Source organism: Comamonas sp. wu1-DMT, assembly GCF_040187805.1.
GTDB lineage: Bacteria > Pseudomonadota > Gammaproteobacteria > Burkholderiales > Burkholderiaceae_C > Comamonas > Comamonas thiooxydans.
Map to the genome: position 1 here is coordinate 115,041 of NZ_JBANEM010000008.1, position 17,593 is coordinate 132,633.

General features: G+C 57.5%; 18 protein-coding genes and 1 tRNA gene. 9 read left to right on the forward strand and 10 right to left on the reverse strand.

Annotation, left to right across the window (positions count from 1 at the left end; genetic code table 11):
* The first annotated feature begins 278 nt into the window (after positions 1 to 278).
* Both V8Z78_RS13305 and galU read left to right on the forward strand, forming a co-directional pair.
* On the forward strand, positions 279 to 3,194 hold the full coding sequence (locus tag V8Z78_RS13305) for a valine--tRNA ligase (RefSeq protein ID WP_003069121.1): 2,916 nt from the start codon (positions 279 to 281) through the stop codon (positions 3,192 to 3,194).
* A 72-nt stretch (positions 3,195 to 3,266) separates the two neighbouring features.
* Complete coding sequence (galU, locus tag V8Z78_RS13310) at positions 3,267 to 4,154, forward strand: UTP--glucose-1-phosphate uridylyltransferase GalU (RefSeq protein WP_003069120.1); 888 nt, start codon at positions 3,267 to 3,269, stop codon at positions 4,152 to 4,154.
* A gap of 87 nt (positions 4,155 to 4,241) precedes the next feature.
* Here galU and V8Z78_RS13315 read toward each other — a convergent pair whose 3' ends face one another.
* The 3 genes from V8Z78_RS13315 to cysM form a co-directional block, all read right to left on the reverse strand.
* The gene (locus tag V8Z78_RS13315) at positions 4,242 to 4,469 is read right to left on the reverse strand and encodes a sulfurtransferase TusA family protein (protein ID WP_003052800.1); all 228 of its coding nucleotides are present in this window, start codon (positions 4,467 to 4,469) and stop codon (positions 4,242 to 4,244) included.
* 68 nt (positions 4,470 to 4,537) lie between these two features.
* Positions 4,538 to 5,161, reverse strand: a complete 624-nt coding sequence (locus V8Z78_RS13320; protein WP_003069116.1) for an NUDIX domain-containing protein — start codon at positions 5,159 to 5,161, stop codon at positions 4,538 to 4,540.
* A gap of 197 nt (positions 5,162 to 5,358) precedes the next feature.
* Positions 5,359 to 6,264, reverse strand: coding sequence for a cysteine synthase CysM (cysM, locus tag V8Z78_RS13325; RefSeq protein ID WP_003069113.1), 906 nt, complete (start codon positions 6,262 to 6,264; stop codon positions 5,359 to 5,361).
* A gap of 40 nt (positions 6,265 to 6,304) precedes the next feature.
* Between cysM and V8Z78_RS13330 the strand changes: the two genes are divergently transcribed.
* Positions 6,305 to 6,389, forward strand: a tRNA-Leu gene (locus tag V8Z78_RS13330).
* Between the two features lie 513 nt (positions 6,390 to 6,902).
* Positions 6,903 to 7,754 carry an AlpA family phage regulatory protein gene (locus V8Z78_RS13335; protein WP_314352515.1) on the forward strand — a complete coding sequence of 284 codons (852 nt, stop codon included), beginning with the start codon at positions 6,903 to 6,905 and terminating at the stop codon, positions 7,752 to 7,754.
* Positions 7,755 to 8,188: 434 nt separating this feature from the next.
* Here V8Z78_RS13335 and V8Z78_RS13340 read toward each other — a convergent pair whose 3' ends face one another.
* Complete coding sequence (locus tag V8Z78_RS13340) at positions 8,189 to 8,956, reverse strand: LuxR C-terminal-related transcriptional regulator (protein WP_003069110.1); 768 nt, start codon at positions 8,954 to 8,956, stop codon at positions 8,189 to 8,191.
* Positions 8,957 to 9,438: 482 nt separating this feature from the next.
* Positions 9,439 to 9,618, reverse strand: a complete 180-nt coding sequence (locus V8Z78_RS13345; protein ID WP_223305645.1) for a hypothetical protein — start codon at positions 9,616 to 9,618, stop codon at positions 9,439 to 9,441.
* Between V8Z78_RS13345 and V8Z78_RS13350 the strand changes: the two genes are divergently transcribed.
* Both V8Z78_RS13350 and V8Z78_RS13355 read left to right on the forward strand, forming a co-directional pair.
* A complete protein-coding gene (locus tag V8Z78_RS13350; RefSeq protein WP_223305646.1) occupies positions 9,536 to 10,159 on the forward strand; it encodes a hypothetical protein in 624 nt (207 codons plus the stop codon). The genes V8Z78_RS13345 and V8Z78_RS13350 overlap by 83 nt on opposite strands.
* 253 nt (positions 10,160 to 10,412) lie before the next feature.
* Positions 10,413 to 10,976 carry a hypothetical protein gene (locus tag V8Z78_RS13355; RefSeq protein ID WP_349731531.1) on the forward strand — a complete coding sequence of 188 codons (564 nt, stop codon included), beginning with the start codon at positions 10,413 to 10,415 and terminating at the stop codon, positions 10,974 to 10,976.
* 538 nt (positions 10,977 to 11,514) lie between these two features.
* Here the strand turns inward: V8Z78_RS13355 and V8Z78_RS13360 are convergent.
* A complete protein-coding gene (locus V8Z78_RS13360) occupies positions 11,515 to 11,826 on the reverse strand; it encodes a hypothetical protein (RefSeq protein ID WP_332295777.1) in 312 nt (103 codons plus the stop codon).
* Positions 11,827 to 12,225: 399 nt separating this feature from the next.
* Positions 12,226 to 12,444, reverse strand: a complete 219-nt coding sequence (locus V8Z78_RS13365; RefSeq protein WP_003069105.1) for a hypothetical protein — start codon at positions 12,442 to 12,444, stop codon at positions 12,226 to 12,228.
* Between the two features lie 199 nt (positions 12,445 to 12,643).
* On the opposite strand from V8Z78_RS13365, the gene V8Z78_RS13370 reads away from it, so the two are divergent.
* Both V8Z78_RS13370 and V8Z78_RS13375 read left to right on the forward strand, forming a co-directional pair.
* A complete protein-coding gene (locus V8Z78_RS13370; RefSeq protein ID WP_003069103.1) occupies positions 12,644 to 13,033 on the forward strand; it encodes a CidA/LrgA family protein in 390 nt (129 codons plus the stop codon).
* Entirely contained in the window at positions 13,030 to 13,770 is a 741-nt protein-coding gene (locus tag V8Z78_RS13375; protein WP_280041639.1) for an LrgB family protein, read from the forward strand. The genes V8Z78_RS13370 and V8Z78_RS13375 overlap by 4 nt, the downstream gene beginning before the upstream one ends.
* 39 nt (positions 13,771 to 13,809) lie before the next feature.
* Here the strand turns inward: V8Z78_RS13375 and V8Z78_RS13380 are convergent, their stop codons facing one another.
* Positions 13,810 to 14,760, reverse strand: coding sequence for a DMT family transporter (locus V8Z78_RS13380; RefSeq protein ID WP_122975085.1), 951 nt, complete (start codon positions 14,758 to 14,760; stop codon positions 13,810 to 13,812).
* An 87-nt stretch (positions 14,761 to 14,847) separates the two neighbouring features.
* On the opposite strand from V8Z78_RS13380, the gene V8Z78_RS13385 reads away from it, so the two are divergent.
* On the forward strand, positions 14,848 to 15,792 hold the full coding sequence (locus V8Z78_RS13385) for a LysR family transcriptional regulator (protein ID WP_003069096.1): 945 nt from the start codon (positions 14,848 to 14,850) through the stop codon (positions 15,790 to 15,792).
* Positions 15,793 to 15,801: 9 nt separating this feature from the next.
* Here V8Z78_RS13385 and V8Z78_RS13390 read toward each other — a convergent pair whose 3' ends face one another.
* Positions 15,802 to 16,356 (reverse strand): hypothetical protein, encoded by a 555-nt coding sequence (locus tag V8Z78_RS13390; protein WP_349731532.1) that lies wholly within the window; start codon positions 16,354 to 16,356, stop codon positions 15,802 to 15,804.
* A gap of 294 nt (positions 16,357 to 16,650) precedes the next feature.
* A complete protein-coding gene (tenA, locus tag V8Z78_RS13395; protein WP_054074631.1) occupies positions 16,651 to 17,322 on the reverse strand; it encodes a thiaminase II in 672 nt (223 codons plus the stop codon).
* Positions 17,323 to 17,593: the final 271 nt, after the last annotated feature.

Consider the following 17,593-nt stretch of genomic DNA (forward strand, 5'->3'; position numbering starts at 1 on the left):
TTCCCCCAAGAGGGACGACGCCCTCGCTGCGGGGCGGTTGGGGCTGCCCAGGCCTTGCTCGACGTCTCTGGCGTGGTACATGCTTGTTCAAGCGCAGTCTCGCTAATTCAATAGCTACAAGCGCTTGATAAATAAGCGCAAGAGGACGAAATAAGACCTACCGCGCTCATCACTGGATCGGATCGCTAAAATCATTGGCAATCCGTCCTTATCTTTCATGCAGACGGCATCCCTTTTCAGGATGCCGTTTTCATTTCCAGAGTTCTTGTAACGCAGCCATGAGCGACACCATTCAACAGCCCGGCCTCGACAGCCTCTCCAAGTCTTTTGAACCTGCCTCCATCGAAGCCCATTGGGGCCCTGAGTGGGAAAAGCGCGGTTACGGCAATGCCGGCTATCGCGGCACAGGCAAGCCCGGTACCGAAGCTACCGCTGCAGGCAACAACTTCTCCATCCAGTTGCCCCCACCCAATGTGACAGGTACGCTGCACATGGGCCACGCGTTCAACCAGACCATCATGGACTCGCTGACACGCTACCACCGCATGAAGGGCTACAACACGGCCTGGATTCCCGGAACCGACCACGCAGGCATCGCCACCCAGATCGTGGTGGAACGCCAGCTGCAGACCCAGGGCGTGAGCCGCTATGACCTGGGCCGCGACGAGTTCACCAAGAAGGTCTGGGAGTGGAAGGAAAAGTCCGGCGACACCATCACCACCCAGATGCGCCGCATGGGCGACACCGTGGACTGGAGCCGTGAGTACTTCACCATGGACGACAAGCTGTCCAAGGTGGTGACCGAGACCTTTGTGAAGCTGTACCAGCAAGGCCTGATCTACCGCGGCAAGCGCCTGGTGAACTGGGATCCGGTGCTGCAGTCTGCAGTCTCCGACCTGGAAGTCGAGAACCAGGAAAAGGACGGCAGCCTGTGGCATATCGCCTACCCGCTGACCAGCGGCGAAGGCAATCTGGTGGTCGCAACCACCCGCCCCGAAACCATGCTGGGCGACGTGGCCGTGATGGTCCACCCCGAAGACGAGCGTTACAAGCACCTGATCGGCCAGACCGTGACCCTGCCCCTGGTGGGCCGCCAGATCCCCATCATCGCCGACGAATACGTGGACCGAGAGTTCGGCACCGGCGTGGTCAAGGTCACGCCTGCCCACGATCAGAACGACTATCAGGTGGGCCAGCGCCACAAGTTGCCCATGATCTGCGTGCTGACGCTGACCGCCAAGATCAACGACGAGGCGCCCGAGAAATACCGCGGCATGGACCGCTTCGTGGCCCGCAAGGCCATCGTGGCCGACCTGGAAGAGCTGGGCCTGATGGTCGAGATCAAGAAGCACAAGCTGATGGTGCCCATCTGCGACCGTACCGGCCAGGTGATCGAACCCATGCTGACCGACCAGTGGTTCATCGCCATGAGCAAGGTCAGCGACCAGGACCCGAGCGGCAAGTCCATCGCCCAGAAGGCCATCGACGCCGTCGCTTCCGGTGAAGTTCAGTTCGTGCCCGAGAACTGGGTCAACACCTACAACCAGTGGATGAACAACATCCAGGACTGGTGCATCTCGCGCCAGCTCTGGTGGGGCCACCAGATTCCTGCCTGGTATGACGAAGAAGGCAATATCTACGTTGCCAAGAACGAAGCCGAAGCCCAGGCACAAGCTGACAAGGTTTCCCCCGGCAAGAAGCTGACCCGCGATGCCGACGTGCTGGACACCTGGTACTCCTCCGCCATGGTGCCTTTCAGCACCATGGGCTGGCCCGAGCAGGGCCATGCGGCCGATGACGACTTCAACCTCTACCTGCCCTCCTCGGTGCTGGTGACCGGCTACGACATCATCTTCTTCTGGGTCGCCCGCATGATCATGATGACCACGCACTTCACGGGTCGCGTGCCGTTCAAGCATGTCTACATCCACGGCCTGGTGCGCGATGCGCAAGGCAAGAAGATGAGCAAGTCCGAAGGCAATGTGCTGGACCCCGTGGATCTGATCGACGGCATCTCGCTGGAGCCGCTGCTGGAAAAGCGCACCACCGGCCTGCGCAAGCCCGAGACCGCGCCCCAGGTGCGCAAGAACACGCAAAAGGAATTCCCCGAAGGCATCCCCGCCTACGGAGCGGACGCACTGCGCTTCACCTTTGCCGCCCTGGCATCGCTGGGCCGCAGCATCAACTTCGACAGCAAGCGCTGCGAGGGCTATCGCAACTTCTGCAACAAGCTCTGGAATGCTTCGCGTTTCGTGCTGATGAACTGCGAAGGCCATGACTGCGGTCTGGCACCCCACACCAAGGAGCAGTGCCAACCGGGCGGCGAGTTCGCCGGCTATATGCACTTCAGCCAGCCCGACCGCTGGATCAGCTCGCAGTTGCAAAAGGTCGAGGCAGAAGTGGCCAAGGGCTTTGCCGAGTTCCGCCTGGACAATGTCGCCAACACGATTTACGACTTCGTCTGGAACGAGTTCTGCGACTGGTACCTGGAAATCGCCAAGGTGCAGATCCAGACCGGCAACGAGGCCCAGCAGCGCGCCACGCGCCGCACGCTGATCCGTACGCTGGAGGCAATTCTGCGCCTGGCCCACCCCATCATTCCGTTTGTGACGGAAGAACTATGGCAGCAGGTTGCGCCCGTGGCCGGCCTCAAGGGCGACTCCATCGCCGTGGCACGCTACCCCGAAGCACAGCCGGAGAAGATCGACGAAGCAGCTATCGCCTACGTGGGCCGCATCAAGCAGATGGTGGATGCCTGCCGCGCGCTGCGTGGCGAGATGGGCGTGTCGCCCGCTCAACGCCTGCCGCTGCTCACCGTGGCCGGCAATGCCGAGGACTCGGCATTTATGCGCGCCAATGCCGACGTGCTCAAGAACCTGGCCAAGCTCAGCGAAGTCAAGGTGTTCGATGACGAAGCCGCATGGGCCACCGCCGCACAGACTGCTCCGGTCAACGTCCTGGGCGACATCCGCATGGCTTTGTTTGTCGAAATCGACGTTGCAGCCGAGAAGGCCCGCCTGTCCAAGGAAGCCAAGCGCCTCGAAGGCGAGATCGTCAAAGCCAACGGTAAGCTGAGCAACGAGGCCTTCTGCGCCAAGGCTCCTGCCGCAGTGCTGGAACAGGAGCGCAAGCGCCTGGCCGACTTCGGCGCGACACTGACACGCATCAACGAGCAGCTCGCTCGTCTGGGCTAAACCCCGCTAAACTCTCTCCAAAAACAAGGCGCAGGCAACTGCGCCTTTTTTCCATCCAGAAAAGACAAGCACATGAGCAATCAAACCCGCGTCCGCAAAGCCGTGTTCCCAGTTGCAGGCCTGGGCACCCGTTTTCTGCCCGCCACCAAGGCTTCACCCAAGGAAATGCTGCCTGTGGTGGACAAGCCGCTGATCCAGTACGCCGTGGAAGAGGCGTACGAGGCAGGCATCCGCGACATGGTCTTTGTCACCGGCCGCAGCAAGCGAGCCATCGAAGACCATTTCGACACTTCGTACGAGCTCGAGAACGAGCTGGAGAATGCCGGCAAGCAGGCCATGCTGGACCTGGTGCGCAGCGTCAGCCCGGCCGATATGAACTGCCTGTTCGTGCGCCAGCCCCGCTCCCTGGGCCTGGGCCATGCCGTTCTGTGCGCGCAACCCCTGGTCGGCAATGAACCCTTTGCCGTCATTCTGGCCGACGACCTGATGACAGGAGAGAATGGCGGCCCCGGCGTGATGGCGCAGATGACGGCCGCTTTCCAGAAACAGGGCCGCTCTCTGCTGGCCGTTCAGGAAGTTCCGCTCGAGCACACCAAGCGCTACGGCATCGTAAAGGGCGAGCCTGCGGGCGGCCCACTGATGCGCATCGATGAGATCGTGGAAAAGCCCGCTCCCGAGAAAGCGCCATCGCGCATGGGTGTGGCGGGCCGTTACGTGCTGACTCCCGCCATCTTCGACGAGATCCGCAACCAGCCAAAAGGCGTGGGTGGCGAGATCCAGCTGACCGATGCCATCGAACGGCTGATGGCTCATGAAGCCGTCTATGCCTTCCAGTATGCAGGCAAGCGCTATGACTGTGGTAGCAAGGAAGGCTTTCTGGAAGCCACGGTGGAGCTGGCGCTGCAGCACCCCGATGTGGGCGACAGCTTTCGCGAATACCTCAAGAGCTTGAGCCTATAAGCAAGATCGGCCAAAGCCTCTCTGATGACAAAAGGCCTGCGCTTGCAGGCCTTTTGTCCGTCCAATGCTCTCAGACCGATTCAGCGCTCAGCGCCGACGCAGGATATGGATGAATTCATCACCGACCGTCTGCTGCTCGACCAGCTCATTGCCGGTCTGCTTGGCAAAGGCCTGGAAGTCCCGGATGGAGCCGGTATCTGTGGCCACGACCTTGAGCAATTGGCCGCTTTGCATGGCAGCCAACGCCTTCTTGGCCTTGAGAATGGGCAGCGGGCAGTTCAGGCCGCGGGTGTCAACTTCTTGATCTACGTGCATGGGGTGGATTCCTCGTCAGCGCCGATTGTAGAAAAACCAGGCGCTGGCAGTGCCAGCGCGGTCTTTGCTCAATCCAGAGCCGGTGCCACCGTAAAGCGAGTGTCCTCAGCCCAGCGTCGCACAGGCCATTTGGCGGGATCAGGCTCCGGGTTCTGACCGGGACGGAAAGCACCAAAGCGCGGCTCGAAGCCTTTTTGCTTGATCCACTCTGCCAGAGCGTAGCCCGTGCCTGCAGGCCAGCACAGCGACTCCTGGGCCGTCTGCCAGCGGTATTCCAGAAGCTCGGGCGAGAGCTTCACATCCTCGGGTCGGCCCTGCACGCGCACATGGTAGGCAATCAGCACCTGATTCATGCGCAGAAACTCCGAGCAGCACAGCAGACGCAGTGCCTTCACGCGCAGCCCCGTCTCTTCGAGAACCTCGCGACAGATACCGGCTTCTGGCGATTCACCGGCCTCCATAAAGCCCGTAATCAGGCCGAAAACGCCCTCTTGCCACAGTGCATTGCGCGCCAGCAGCACCCGGCCGTCATCACCTTCCACCACAGCCGCCAGCACCGGCGTGGGATTGCCCCAATGCGTGAACCCGCAACTCGGGCAACGCAGACGCTGCACCTCGCCGCTGTCCTCGCTGGCCACAATCCATTGCAGCTCAGTCGCGCAGTTGGAACAAAAGCGGACTTCATAAGCCATGAGGCTCTCCGTATTCTTCACGACTTACGCAAAACGGGTTCAGGCGAGGCGTCTGTCTCATAAGGCAGGCCGCTGCTGCATTCTTGTTTGCGTAAGTCCTATTCTTGATATTGATAGCAGTCAGCGCTTGATGGATAAGCGCTGACTGTCATTTGGAGCGTTGATTCTCTTTTGCGCTATCACGCAAAAGACATTGCTCATGCCGGAAACACGCCTGTAGAGAGGTAGCGATCACCACGGTCGCACACCACAAACACGATGGTGGCGTTCTGCTCGCGTTTGGCAATTTCCTGGGCCACCCACAGGGCACCGGCAGCCGAGATACCCGCGAAGATGCCCTCTTCGCGCGCCATGCGGCGGGCCATGTCTTCGGCATCGTCCTGCGTCACATAGACCAGCTCGTCGACCAGCGAAGCGTCATAGATCTTGGGCAGATACTCCTCGGGCCACTTGCGGATGCCAGGAATGCGCGATCCCTCGGAAGGCTGAGCGCCGATGATCTTGATGTTCGGGTTCTTTTCCTTGAGGAACCTGGCCACTCCGGTAATGGTTCCGGTAGTACCCATGGCACTCACAAAGTGGGTGATCTCACCACCGGTCTGCTCCCACAGCTCCGGCCCTGTGGTTTCATAGTGGGCCCTGGGATTGTCGGGGTTGGCAAACTGATCCAGCAGCACACCCTTGCCCTGGGCCACCATCTGGTCGGCCAGATCGCGCGCATATTCCATGCCACCGCTCTTGGGCGTCAGAATCAGTTCGGCGCCGTAAGCCTTCATGGTCTGTGCGCGTTCGATGGACAGGTCCTCGGGCATGATCAGAATCATGCGATAGCCCTTGATGGCTGCAGCCATGGCCAAGGCAATGCCGGTGTTGCCCGACGTTGCCTCGATCAGCGCGTCGCCCGGCTTGATCTCGCCGCGCTCTTCAGCACGCTGGATCATGGACAGCGCAGGCCGGTCCTTGACGGAGCCAGCCGGGTTGTTGCCTTCGAGCTTGCCCAGCACTACGTTTGCACGTTCACGGTTTGCATCCGCGCCGATGCGTTGCAATGCCACCAGCGGCGTGTGACCGATAGCATGTTCGATGGTCGAATAAGTTTTCATGTCCAATACTGTGCCATAATTCGCGTCTGCGCTAAGCGAAGCCCGGGTGGTGAAATTGGTAGACGCAGGGGACTCAAAATCCCCCGCCGCAAGGCGTGCCGGTTCGATTCCGGCCCCGGGCACCACATACAAAAAGCCGTTAAGTTTCAATGACTTAACGGCTTTTTCTTTGCCGCAATGGTCCCCTCGCAATTTGCGATTTGGCGCATCTCAAAAAAAACGATTGGCGCAAAAACCATGCGACGACATCCGAAAGCACGCCAGTGTCCTCCCGCTTGCGTGGCGAGATGGCAGCTCTCGCCTTGGACAGAGGCGCCCCCATCCAGCGATGGCTTCAATCTGCCTGGCGCCCCGCAAGCCTCGTAATTTCCCTCCCCCAATACCTTGCATCCCATGCTGCGGGTTCGCGACATGCCGACCGGCTCGTAATTTGCCTCCACGAAGCAGGCAGGCTCGGCGGTAACGTCATGTCCCTCCGAAGAGTGAAAGCAGATCAAAATACAAAATTAATACAAATCGTTCGTATTCGACAACAATGTCAGAGCCAATCCTACATTGGGTATGGCTATCGGAAATTAATACTTATTGCATTAATTAACGCCAGCTCATCCACCTAGCACACGAGCTCAAGAAACCACATGCCTACGGATAGCAAGTCACGCTTCACGAAGAATGTCATCCCTATGGATGAGGTTCTGACACGGACTGGGTTATCAAGATCGATGCTCTACAAGCTGTTGCGCAAGGACAAGTTTCCTCATCCCACACCGATGAGCAACAGAGCCATTGGCTGGTTTGAAACGGATGTCGAAAACTGGCTGCAGGCGAGCAAAGCAATCCGCCAAGCGAAACTGGCTCTACCTGTCGTCTACATGGCGGGAAAAATGGGGACAGATTTAGACAATGAGGACCCGGGCAGAGAGTTTTCCTGTTGGCGAATCTTCGACGTATCCAGATCCAAGGCACTTGGTGATCTAGGGATCGAGAATTCAGATACCGATGTGCTGATCGCGCCGCCGGAAGAAATGCTATTTCACGGAACTCGTACGAGGTTCATGTATTCAGGTCCATGGAAAGCGAAAAATGGCAGCCATGGACACATGCATGGCGCGAATTCTTACTCTCCCTACAATCCACAAAGCGCTGCCTATCGCGGAGCTCTTCAAGGCATCTCACGGGCCGACGTTGTTGTCGCCTATCTCGAAGACCTGGAGGCTTTTGGAACGCTGGTTGAGATCGGCTATGCAAGAGCGGGCAATAAGAGAGTGATCGTGATTACTGCACCTGCCCTCAAGAAACTGCAACGAGACCAGGACTGGGAGCATGGCATTTGGTTCGCTATTCGCGCGGCTGATAGACACATCGAACTACCAGACCATCCTGGCTCCAGCCAGAACGACCTCTGGCGATCAGCACATGCGCATGCAGCATCGGTCATTTCGGAGTGGTATCCCCATTCATTGACTCCCCCTCCCAGTGCCGCCGAATAGAGTGCAGTGGTCAGCTCATATTTGCTTCATAAGGAGGCTGCCTCACAACCTCCCGTCCCGCCCACTCGTTGAATGTATCGAACAGCTCTTGCAACGGGGCAACCTCACTCTTGTCACCGGCAATAAAGAGGCTGGCAAACGAATGCGCGCCATGCCTATGTGCGACATGCGCAACTTCGCGGCCGGCCCATCCATGACATCGATGAAGCATCAAAGCTGCTGGATCGCAGCCATGTGAAAACAGCACGCACGCTTTGCCCAACAAGGAGCACATGCTTGAAAGTGACCAGGTAAAAGCTCCTTCCACCTCATGAAAGAAATTTCTCTATAAAGAAATCTGCAAAAAATATTTCAGACTCAAATATCATTTCAATATGAGATTTAAGACAGAGTATTTTTACATTTAAGACCTAGAGCACACTTAACAACAGTACTCAAATAATACCTATCAATATTGCACATCTGACGGCTTGCGCCCTGGTTCTTACTTGCATCTTTCCGTAAATATTTTTTATATGCGTTGACACTGTCAAAGGGCTTATTTGCAAGTAGGACGCGACCTCTAGAGAGTTTTTTCCTTGGGCTATCAATTTCAATATTTCCACTTCTCTTTCAGTCAGCGACTCAAAGCTCTTGTGTTTGAAGATACTTTCCTCATGAAAATTGGCCTTGAATATTTTTGGAATGATTTTCTTTGCCACTACTGGAGATATAGCGGCTCCACCATTCGCAACTTCCAGCACAGCTTGCGAGTAGCTTCCAAACCATGAGTTCTTCACTAGGTACCCAACAGCGCCTCTTTTAAGAGCATTCATGGCCGCGTCGTCGTTTTCACTTGCAGAAATTGCAATGCTCAGCACGTCAGGCCTCTTTAGTTGGATCGATTCCAGCAACTCGATTCCTTGGCCTTCACCAAGAGACAGGTCAATGAGGAGCACATCGAAATCTTGCAAAAAGATGTTCTTACGAGCCTCTCTATAGCTGGAGGCCTGCCCTACCAGAAGAGTGCGCGGATCACGCATGAGCTCCTGCGAGATCACATTCCTGACATGGCTGTCTTCGTCAACCAGAAAGACTCGCACCGGCTGGTTCTGCTGACCCTTCATGTCGGACGGCCACATGCGCCCAAAGACAGTAGATGTGACTTCTGTACTGCCAGCATCATCAAACCGTGAGCTCATAAATGCGTCGGATAGATACATGTGACACTCCATTTGATGGGTCGATTTCTTTGGAATCTCGCGAAAAATAGAATTCATTCCATTGAAAATCTACAAAAAACAAATAAAGAAAAATAAGGTTTAGATTTTTACAAATTAATACTGGAATACGAGGTATTAACTTCTTTTCATCAGAAAAATAGATGTAAACCCTTTATTTTTGAAACAATGGACATATAAAATAAAAAGAAATACAGATTACATTTTTTAGCATTGTAAGAATTTTCCAACAAGCACTATTCTTTCAATAGCACAACATCCACAAGCCACAACAAATCATTCATTTTTCTCATCATTTTAAATTCTTCAAAAAATATCTTTGAATGGGGTATTACTGTTTCTCCGTCGTTTTCTGAAACTGCCTTCACCGAAAGCAGTTTTGGAACGTAACAAAGCACTCCATAACTTGTTGACGGTTAACACTGGCCTTTGCGAAATTGCATCGGTCTTTCGCTCACACACTCTCAGTTGTCTGAGAACTCGCTATTCAAAGGAATGATCATGAAAAAGTCTCTGATTGCCATGGCGGTTATTGCGTTGGCTGGTGTTGCATCTGCTGCGGTGAGCGGCTCAAGCATCGCTGCCACAAACACGACGTCGAGCGCATCTTCAGCTACGGTGTCGGGTGCTGCCAGCTCGGGCAACGGTGCTGCGCTGAGCATGAATAGTGCAACCTCCGGTGCAACCTCCAACGCCAATGCCGCTGGTGGCGGCATTGCTGTAGGCCCTTACGGCGCCGGTGGTGCTGCGGTCAGTGGTGGCGCAACTACCTACGGTAACGTGAAGAGCCTTTCTGCAACTTCGGGCAACGCTGTTGCGGGTGGCGGTGCTGCGACCAACGCTAACGCAGGTTCTGCGGCCCTGGCTGGCTACAGCGCAGGCCCCGTCAGCGGCGGAGCAGCTGGTGTGGCCACTTCGCACACAGCCAACCAAGTTGCCACTGGCGCTGGCCCTGGTGGCGGACTGTCCTATGTGAACAGCAATGCTGGCACGACTTCCGGTTATGGCGCAACTTCGGCTGCTATCTCTGGGCCTAGCGGCGCATGGACCAACACCGGATCGGGCGCAACCTCGGTGGGTACCGTCCATCAGAACGCTGGAGCATTTGGCAATGCTGGCTACTTCTCCAACGGTGGTGGCACCTCCGGTACTGCCGGTGCAGGCTCCGCTGCCAATGCCAACTAAGGCAGCTGTCCCAAGATAGTTGTGTTTGTCCCGGGCCTGGCTACCTGGCCGGGCTCGGGCAACGTAGGAGCAAAGCATGAAATTCTCAATAGCTCTGTTAAGTCTTTGCGTTCCTTTGTGCAGTTATGCGCAAAGTGCCGACAGCAGCGCGCAAAGCTCCTCTAGCTCCTCTTCCGTGGGGGCGCAACAGAATCAGTCGGTCACCATTGTCAATCCGGTCGTTGCCCCGGCGGAAAGTCGATCTGTATCAACGATGGACAGCAGATCCACTTCAACCTCCGATCAAAACATCACAACGAACGGCACGACCACCCAGAACCTGAACAGCACGGTATCCGGGACGTCCAAGAACATTGTGGAGTACACAGGTACTTACACCATGAAAAACGTTCCCAGCGTGAACGGCCCCAATCTCACTACCAGCAATGACACCTGCATGGGCAGCAGCAGCGGCAGTGCCAACGGACCTGGCTTTGGCGTGAGCTTCGGCACAACCTGGACGGACGAGCATTGCAAGCGCCTGAAAATGAGCCGTGAGCTCTGGAACAAGGGCATGAAGGCAGCCTCGCTGGCAATGGACTGCATGGATCCCGCCGCTCGCGTGGCACTGGAGATCACGGGTTCTAAATGCCCGCAATCCATGACTGCAGACGAGCGCCGCAACAACTACGGGCCGGATGCTTCGGCACAAGGTAGCCCCACTCCCGCTTCAGCGCCCACAGAGGTTCAGTCAAGTTGGACACCTGAAGCCCCTCGCCCCTCGCTTGTAACATCTGTGATGGAAGATCCACGTACAGCACAGCTGTATGACAATTAGTGGGCGTGATTCCTAATCTAGGAGGCCGCTATGGGCAAGACTCTAGCTCTTTTAGCGATTGCACTATGCAGCGCTTCGTCTTTGGCTGCACCCGACTCCAGGGCCATCAATGAACCGTTGAGCATTCAACGCCAGATCTTCGGAAGTGGCGAGCAAGGTGCAGCAGGCTCGCAGCAAGCAGAGCCAGTGGGGGACTATGGGGTATGGCATGTGCCGCAGTACCTGCCTGGTTACCCTACTGCAGCAACTATCTGGCCCCGCGCTATCCCTGTGAAATGCAAGGACAGACAATGCGAAGGCTATGTGATTACCCCGCAGATGGGGCCAGGTGAGTACCTGTTTTTCGTGCCTACAAGCGAATAGACTGGTCAAATGCATAACAGGACGGCAGCACTTCTTTGGTGCTGACAGCAACTCACCTAACAAGGGCGGGCTTCAACCCGCCCTTGTTGATTTGTGCTCTGCAAATATGCAGCCACTCAGCACTGATAGCAACACCAAGCGAAGTACCTGCTGACAAATCGACCCAGCTTCGACCTCATGTCGGCATCATGGGCGCAACGCGTTTTTGTCCAAAGGAACGCTGCGACAATTTTTTGCGCCTGAATATCGAATACAATCCGCATCCCTCCAGGGTGAGTGCTGGGAATTGAAATCCCCGCAGCAGGGCGTTCCGGTCCAATCCGGCACTACATACCCAAGCCGAAAAGGCGGCTTCGCTGCCATCCAGCCTTCCGTTCTCCACGCGAAAAGCCGGCGCATCAATTACGCCACAGCCCCATGCCTTTCCCTTGCCGGGATAAGGCAGGATCTCTCTTGCTCGCTCATCTTTTCGAAGTTGCACAGTCACTGTGCATAACTTTGCACAATCTGGTGCGGATCTATGCCTTGCAATACCATGCCAGGCACCGGCAGCATCGCCCATCTGTCAAACATCCACTCGCTTCAAGCCCATAGCACACAGCAGGTCACATGGGACATTTCTCTCTGGAAAATGCCTTTTGAGCATCGCTGCACTTGTACTGTCAACGAGAGCCTTTGCTGTCAATCCGAGCAACCCTGGCTTGAGTCAAGCCACAAAAAAAGCGCTGTCCATGACAGCGCTTTTTTCCACAGATCATGTGGACATGATTGTGGATATCCAGTGAAATCCTGGTGATAACAGCACACAAGCCCTTGTACTTGCGGGCTGAAAGGTAGGTTGCCTCCAAATCAGGCAATTGCAATCCAAGGGTTAACCCCGAGCACTTCAGAGCTGGCGCCGGATCACCATACGCCCCGACTCGGTGATATGCCAGTGCTTTTCTGCATCCTGCTCCACGAGGCCCCGCTCCAGCAGGCGCTTGGAAAGATATTCCTTGGCGGCAGACCACAGGGAGACATCCTCGCCCAGCTCCAGCTTCTTGAGTGTTTCCAATTCATCGACCGTAGGTTCATACACAGGTGCGCGATAGACTGCGGTTTGCATGGTGACTTCTCCTAAGCTCGTGCGATGACTGGCCGCTTCGGCTCCGAAGCGCCTGAGATCCAAGATAAACCTGTCATCCGCGACACGCAATAGTTACCCGCCTGCTTTACCTTTATTCACCCAAGCCATACCCCACCCTTACAGAGTTGACTGCCTGACAACAGGCTGCCAACTCATTATTCAGGAGCTGACCACCTTTATGCTGTATGCGCTTGCCGTACTTTTTGCCTTTCAGCTACTGGGGGAGTTCCTGGCCCGCGTCACGGGCTTGCCTCTGCCCGGCGCGCTGATCGGCATCCTGCTTTTGCTGCTGGGCCTGCTGTTTTACAAACGCCTACCCAAGACACTGGAAGATACTGCTCAGGTTCTGTTGCAGAACATGATGCTGCTTTTCATCCCCGTCATTGCAGGCGTAATGCTGGAATTCGACCACCTGCGCCGCGAATGGCTGCCGTTTGTGCTGGCCTGCATTGCCGGAGCTGCCATCACATTCACCGCAACCGCCCTCACCTTCCGCTTCTGCCTGCAGCGCCAGCGCACTCTCAAGTCGGATGACGAGCCCGCGGCAAGACAGGAGCAGAGCTTATGAGCACACCCCTGCTTGAACGCCTGCACACCGCCTGGCTGAGCCTGGCCCAAGGCTCGCCCCTGCCCTGGCTGGTGCTGACCATGCTGGTCTATATGGCGGCCATGGCCATCTACAGGAAAAGCGGTAACCGCCCCATGCTGATTCCGGTGTTTACCGGCGTGGTCGTCATCGTCGCGATTCTGTTGCTCACGGGCACGCCTTATGAAACCTATCGCAGCGGCGTATCCCTGCTGGGTCTGATGATAGGCCCGGCTACCGTGGCACTGGCCATCCCGCTCTACGCCCAACGCGAGCGCATCCGTCAGCTGTGGCTGCCCATCAGCGTGGCGCTGCTGGTGGGCTGTCTGGTCGCTCTGTTTTCGGCGCTGGGCATCGCCTGGGCCTTTGGCGGCTCGCAAGCTACGCTGATCGCCGTGGCACCCAAATCGGCCACCATTCCCATCGCCCTGCCCATGGCCGAGCGTTTTGGAGGAACCCCCTCGCTGGCCGCCGTGGCCGTGGCCATTACCGGCATCAGCGGCACCATGATGGCACCGCTGCTGTGCCGCGTCCTGCGTCTCAAGGATCCAGCGGTTCAAGGCTTTGCCATCGGACTTACGGCCCATGCGATTGGCACGGCACGCGCCATCCAGCTCAACCCCACGGCCGCTGCGTTCTCCGCTCTGGCCATGGGCTTGAACGGCGTGGCCACGGCGGTGCTGATGCCACTGGTGCTGGCCATTACCCCCTGGATTTAAAACAATAGCTGCTGGCGCTTGATGCATAACCGCTGGCAGCTATTTTTGATTAGGCTTGCGCTCGCTACGCCGATAAGCTGCAAGCGCCCCCAGAATCAACGCCATCCCCAGCCACTGCGCCGGCTGCGGCTTGGCACCAAACCAGAGCAGATCCACCAGCAAAGCCATGACGGGGTAGATAAAGGACAAGCCGGCGATCGCCTGCGCCTGCAGTCTTTGAAATGCCGTGTACATCAGTGTGTACATCCAGGCCGTGTGCACCAGGCCCAGCACCAGCACCGCAGCCCAGACCTTGGGGCTGAAGAGTGCCTGGGCGCGCAGCTCCCACACCCAGGGCAGCAAGCTCAGCGCACCAAGCAGCATCTGCAGCATGGCGATCTGCGCCGGCGCAAGCCGCCTGAGCCGCTGAGTGGCCAAGGTGGCCAGGGCATAAAGACTGGCTGCCAGCAGTGCCAGCACAATGCCCAAGGATTGCCCTTGCGACGCCTGCTGATCAGTCAGCCCTACCAGGCCGCTGCTCAAGCCCACGCCTACCAGCGCCAGCAGCAGCCAGGGCAGCCGATTGAGCGGCAGAGGCTCGCCCTGCAGCAGAGCTGCCAGCAGCAACAGCAAGAAGGGCTGTACGTGATAGACCACCGTGGCAATGGCAATGCCGCTGTATTCATAGGCACGAAACAGGCACAGCCAATTGACGATGAGCGCCACAGCCCCCAGCAGCAGCCAGCCGCTCTCGCGCCAGGTCGGCCGGGACCACTGGCCCGACCAAAGCACCCAGGCCGCCAGCCCGAGTCCGCCAAGCAAACAACGCAACCACACCACCCACAGCACGGGCAGGCCGCTCTCCACCACCAGCAGGCCGATGGTTCCGGAAAGCGCCATGGCCAGCACCATGCGCCAGCTACCGCCGGCTGCAGCCTTGGGCGGCGAGGTGGCTGCCAAAGCCGGCTTGGAAGCCAGCACTTGTAAAGAGGAAGATGTCTGGGAAGTCATGATGGCATGGTCCTTCAATCACTTCTAAGCATCAATACAGCTCTATTCCACTTACTATTACCCAAAGATCAACAATCAAGCTGAACCATGAGCACAGAGTCCGGCCTGCTTCCTGAAATGCTGGTTTTCGCCAAGGTGGTGGAGCAGCGCAGCTTTGCCGCCGCCGCACGGCAACTGGATCTGACCACCTCGGCCGTCAGCCGCAGCGTGGGCCGGCTCGAAGCCCATTGGGGCGTGCAGCTGCTGCACCGCACAACCCGCTCCCTGTCCCTGACCGAGCTGGGCGCCGAGGTCTATGCCGCCTGCAGCCAGCTGGCACAGACGGCCAGCGATATCCACGCCATTGCCGGCCATTACAGCGGCGTGCCGCGCGGCACGGTGCGACTGACGGCACCGACCATCTTTGGTGAAATATGGCTCAGTGCACAGCTGCCTGCGCTGCGCCGCCAATGGCCCGAGCTTGAGGTCGCCGTCAGCCTCAGCGACCAGATGCAGGACCTGGCGCAGCAAGGTCTGGATCTGGCCATCCGCCTGACCCGGCCAGAACAGCTACCACCGCATATGGTGGCGCGCGAGCTGCGCCAGGTGCGCTACATCGCCGTGGCCTCGCCGGCCTACCTCAGGGGTCTGATCAAGCCGCCCGAGCATCCACAGGAGCTGGGACGCGAGCATGGCGTGGCATGCATCACGCTGGGCTATGGCGACTTTCAGAGCCGGCTGCAATGGGTGCACGGCCAAACCCGCAGCCCAGAGGCTGCCGTGACCGAAGTCGCCGTTCACTCTCCTTTATCCATGGACAGCAGCACGGGCATCATCAATCTGGCGCTGCAGCACCAGGGCATAGGCCTGGTGGCAGACTTTGCCGCCCAGGCCGTGCTGAGCAGCGGCGCACTGGTACAGGTACTGCCCGACTGGCTGCTGACGGGCAACTACGCGCCGCGCACCGCTTATGCACTGTATATGCCATCGCGCCACCTGCCGCTCAAGGTGCGGGCACTGATCGACCATCTGGTCGAGGCCGGCAAGCGCTGAGTCCATGACTCAAACCGGCTCAGTTCCAGCAACCTGAAGGCCAGCCGTATCGACAGTCGCTGCGGCGGTTTGCGGCCAGAAAAGAGCCCGCACTTCGGCGCTGGCATAAGGCAGGATCAGCGCCACCCCGCTCAACATGGCGCCCGCACCAGCAGCAGCATCACCCACACCCGATTGCAAAATCGGCCCCGTAAAGCAGGACAACAGCAAGCCGGCTAGCGTCGAGCTCACAGCCAGACTCGGCGCCCAGCTCCTGAAGCGCAGTTGCCCGTAAAAAGAAGCCAGCATAGTCACAACCACCACCACCATGGCCAGCCATACCCCTGGCGGATAACTCTTGATGCCGCCAAACTGCACCATGCTGTCATGCACCGACTTCAGACTCGCCGGGATCAGCGGACAAAAGGAATCCAGGCACAGGCCCGCCACAGGGATGAGCATGGAGGCAAGAACAATGGCCCGGTATGTTGATTTCTTCACTTCCCTCTCCCTCGATGCTCTACCGCGCATCGTATCGGGATATCCCCATTCGCCCGCTACAAGCTTGTGGACAATACCAACCACTCAACGGGATAAGCGTATCAAGCCATTGTTCTGCAAAGACTTTTCAATGACTGCTTAATTTTTAAGCAAATCACACTATACGGCTCTTAAAGCCTACAAACTCCGCATTTCATAGCAGCTCACGCCTACTCAACTTGGGCTGTAGCCCAGTTTTCCCCACTAAATCATTACAAGCTTGTGGACAAACCGGAGCAAGCACTTGAATAAGCGACTTAACTCCTTGTCACATTAGGGAAAACGGGGTGCTGATTATTTTTTAATCAACCCCTCGTTTATGCACTAAAACTCAGCGACTCAGCGCAGCGGCCCTTGCCAATCTCCCAGGCGGTAGGCACTGTCCCAGAACATCCATTCCAGCCGGGCCGCATCCTTGTAGGCCGCATGCATTGCCGCGCGCGTGGCCTCGGTAGCCTCCTCGGCCAGGCGATCCACCGTGGCGCAGACGCCGCGCACCGCCGCATGAAACTCCTCGCTGGCATAGGTGTCCACCCAGGCCTGATACGGATTGTCCTTGGCCGAGCGCGCATGAATGTCGCGCCCCACCTCGGCATAAATCCAGAAGCAGGGCAGCAGGGCCGCAACAGCCACCGGATAGGAGGCGCTCCAGGCCGTGGCCAGCAGATAGCTGGTGTAGTGATGGCAGGCCGGCGTGAGCGGCGTGGCTGCAAACTGCTCGGGCGTCACGCCGAAGTCACGCATGAAGCCGCCATGCAGGGCGCGCTCCACCACCACGGCCTCATTGGCGGCATTGGCAAACTGCACCACGCCTTCGGCGTTATCGGATTTGGCCGCCGTCACGGCCAGCGCTCGGCCATAGGCGACGAGGTAGTGCGCATCCTGAATCATGTAGTGGCGAAAGCGCTCCCGGCTCAGCGTGCCGGACGCCAACTCCTGGTTGAAGGGCAGCTCCAGGGTACTTTGAAACAGTGCCTGGTTGGCGTTCCACAGGCTTTGGCTGAATGACATGATTCGACTCTCCACTGCAAGAATTCATAGCAGCCAGCGCTTTGCTGACTGCGTTAGAGGCTGTTTTACCTGAAATAAGCCATTTGCTATTCATACCGCTGCGGCTTTGAGGTCAAAGCTGTATTGCAGCTGATGCACTCCATTCGCACCCGAATTTGTCCGTCGATTCATGCGAGCGCCAAACCGATGAACAAGGCTGGGGAAACCATAGGCTCCAAAAGCCTCATTAGCCCTATTGACTGACTGATCAGTCAATTCATAGACTTACATC

Bases quoted from the DNA above. Each gene is read 5' to 3' on its own strand.
- V8Z78_RS13305 (WP_003069121.1), top strand. From the start codon at position 279: ATGAGCGACACCATTCAACAGCCCGGCCTCGACAGCCTCTCCAAGTCT.
- galU (WP_003069120.1), top strand. From the start codon at position 3,267: ATGAGCAATCAAACCCGCGTCCGCAAAGCCGTGTTCCCAGTTGCAGGC.
- V8Z78_RS13315 (WP_003052800.1), bottom strand. From the start codon at position 4,469: ATGCACGTAGATCAAGAAGTTGACACCCGCGGCCTGAACTGCCCGCTG.
- V8Z78_RS13320 (WP_003069116.1), bottom strand. From the start codon at position 5,161: ATGGCTTATGAAGTCCGCTTTTGTTCCAACTGCGCGACTGAGCTGCAA.
- cysM (WP_003069113.1), bottom strand. From the start codon at position 6,264: ATGAAAACTTATTCGACCATCGAACATGCTATCGGTCACACGCCGCTG.
- V8Z78_RS13335 (WP_314352515.1), top strand. From the start codon at position 6,903: ATGCCTACGGATAGCAAGTCACGCTTCACGAAGAATGTCATCCCTATG.
- V8Z78_RS13340 (WP_003069110.1), bottom strand. From the start codon at position 8,956: ATGTATCTATCCGACGCATTTATGAGCTCACGGTTTGATGATGCTGGC.
- V8Z78_RS13355 (WP_349731531.1), top strand. From the start codon at position 10,413: ATGGACAGCAGATCCACTTCAACCTCCGATCAAAACATCACAACGAAC.
- V8Z78_RS13365 (WP_003069105.1), bottom strand. From the start codon at position 12,444: ATGCAAACCGCAGTCTATCGCGCACCTGTGTATGAACCTACGGTCGAT.
- V8Z78_RS13370 (WP_003069103.1), top strand. From the start codon at position 12,644: ATGCTGTATGCGCTTGCCGTACTTTTTGCCTTTCAGCTACTGGGGGAG.
- V8Z78_RS13375 (WP_280041639.1), top strand. From the start codon at position 13,030: ATGAGCACACCCCTGCTTGAACGCCTGCACACCGCCTGGCTGAGCCTG.
- V8Z78_RS13380 (WP_122975085.1), bottom strand. From the start codon at position 14,760: ATGACTTCCCAGACATCTTCCTCTTTACAAGTGCTGGCTTCCAAGCCG.
- V8Z78_RS13385 (WP_003069096.1), top strand. From the start codon at position 14,848: ATGAGCACAGAGTCCGGCCTGCTTCCTGAAATGCTGGTTTTCGCCAAG.
- tenA (WP_054074631.1), bottom strand. From the start codon at position 17,322: ATGTCATTCAGCCAAAGCCTGTGGAACGCCAACCAGGCACTGTTTCAA.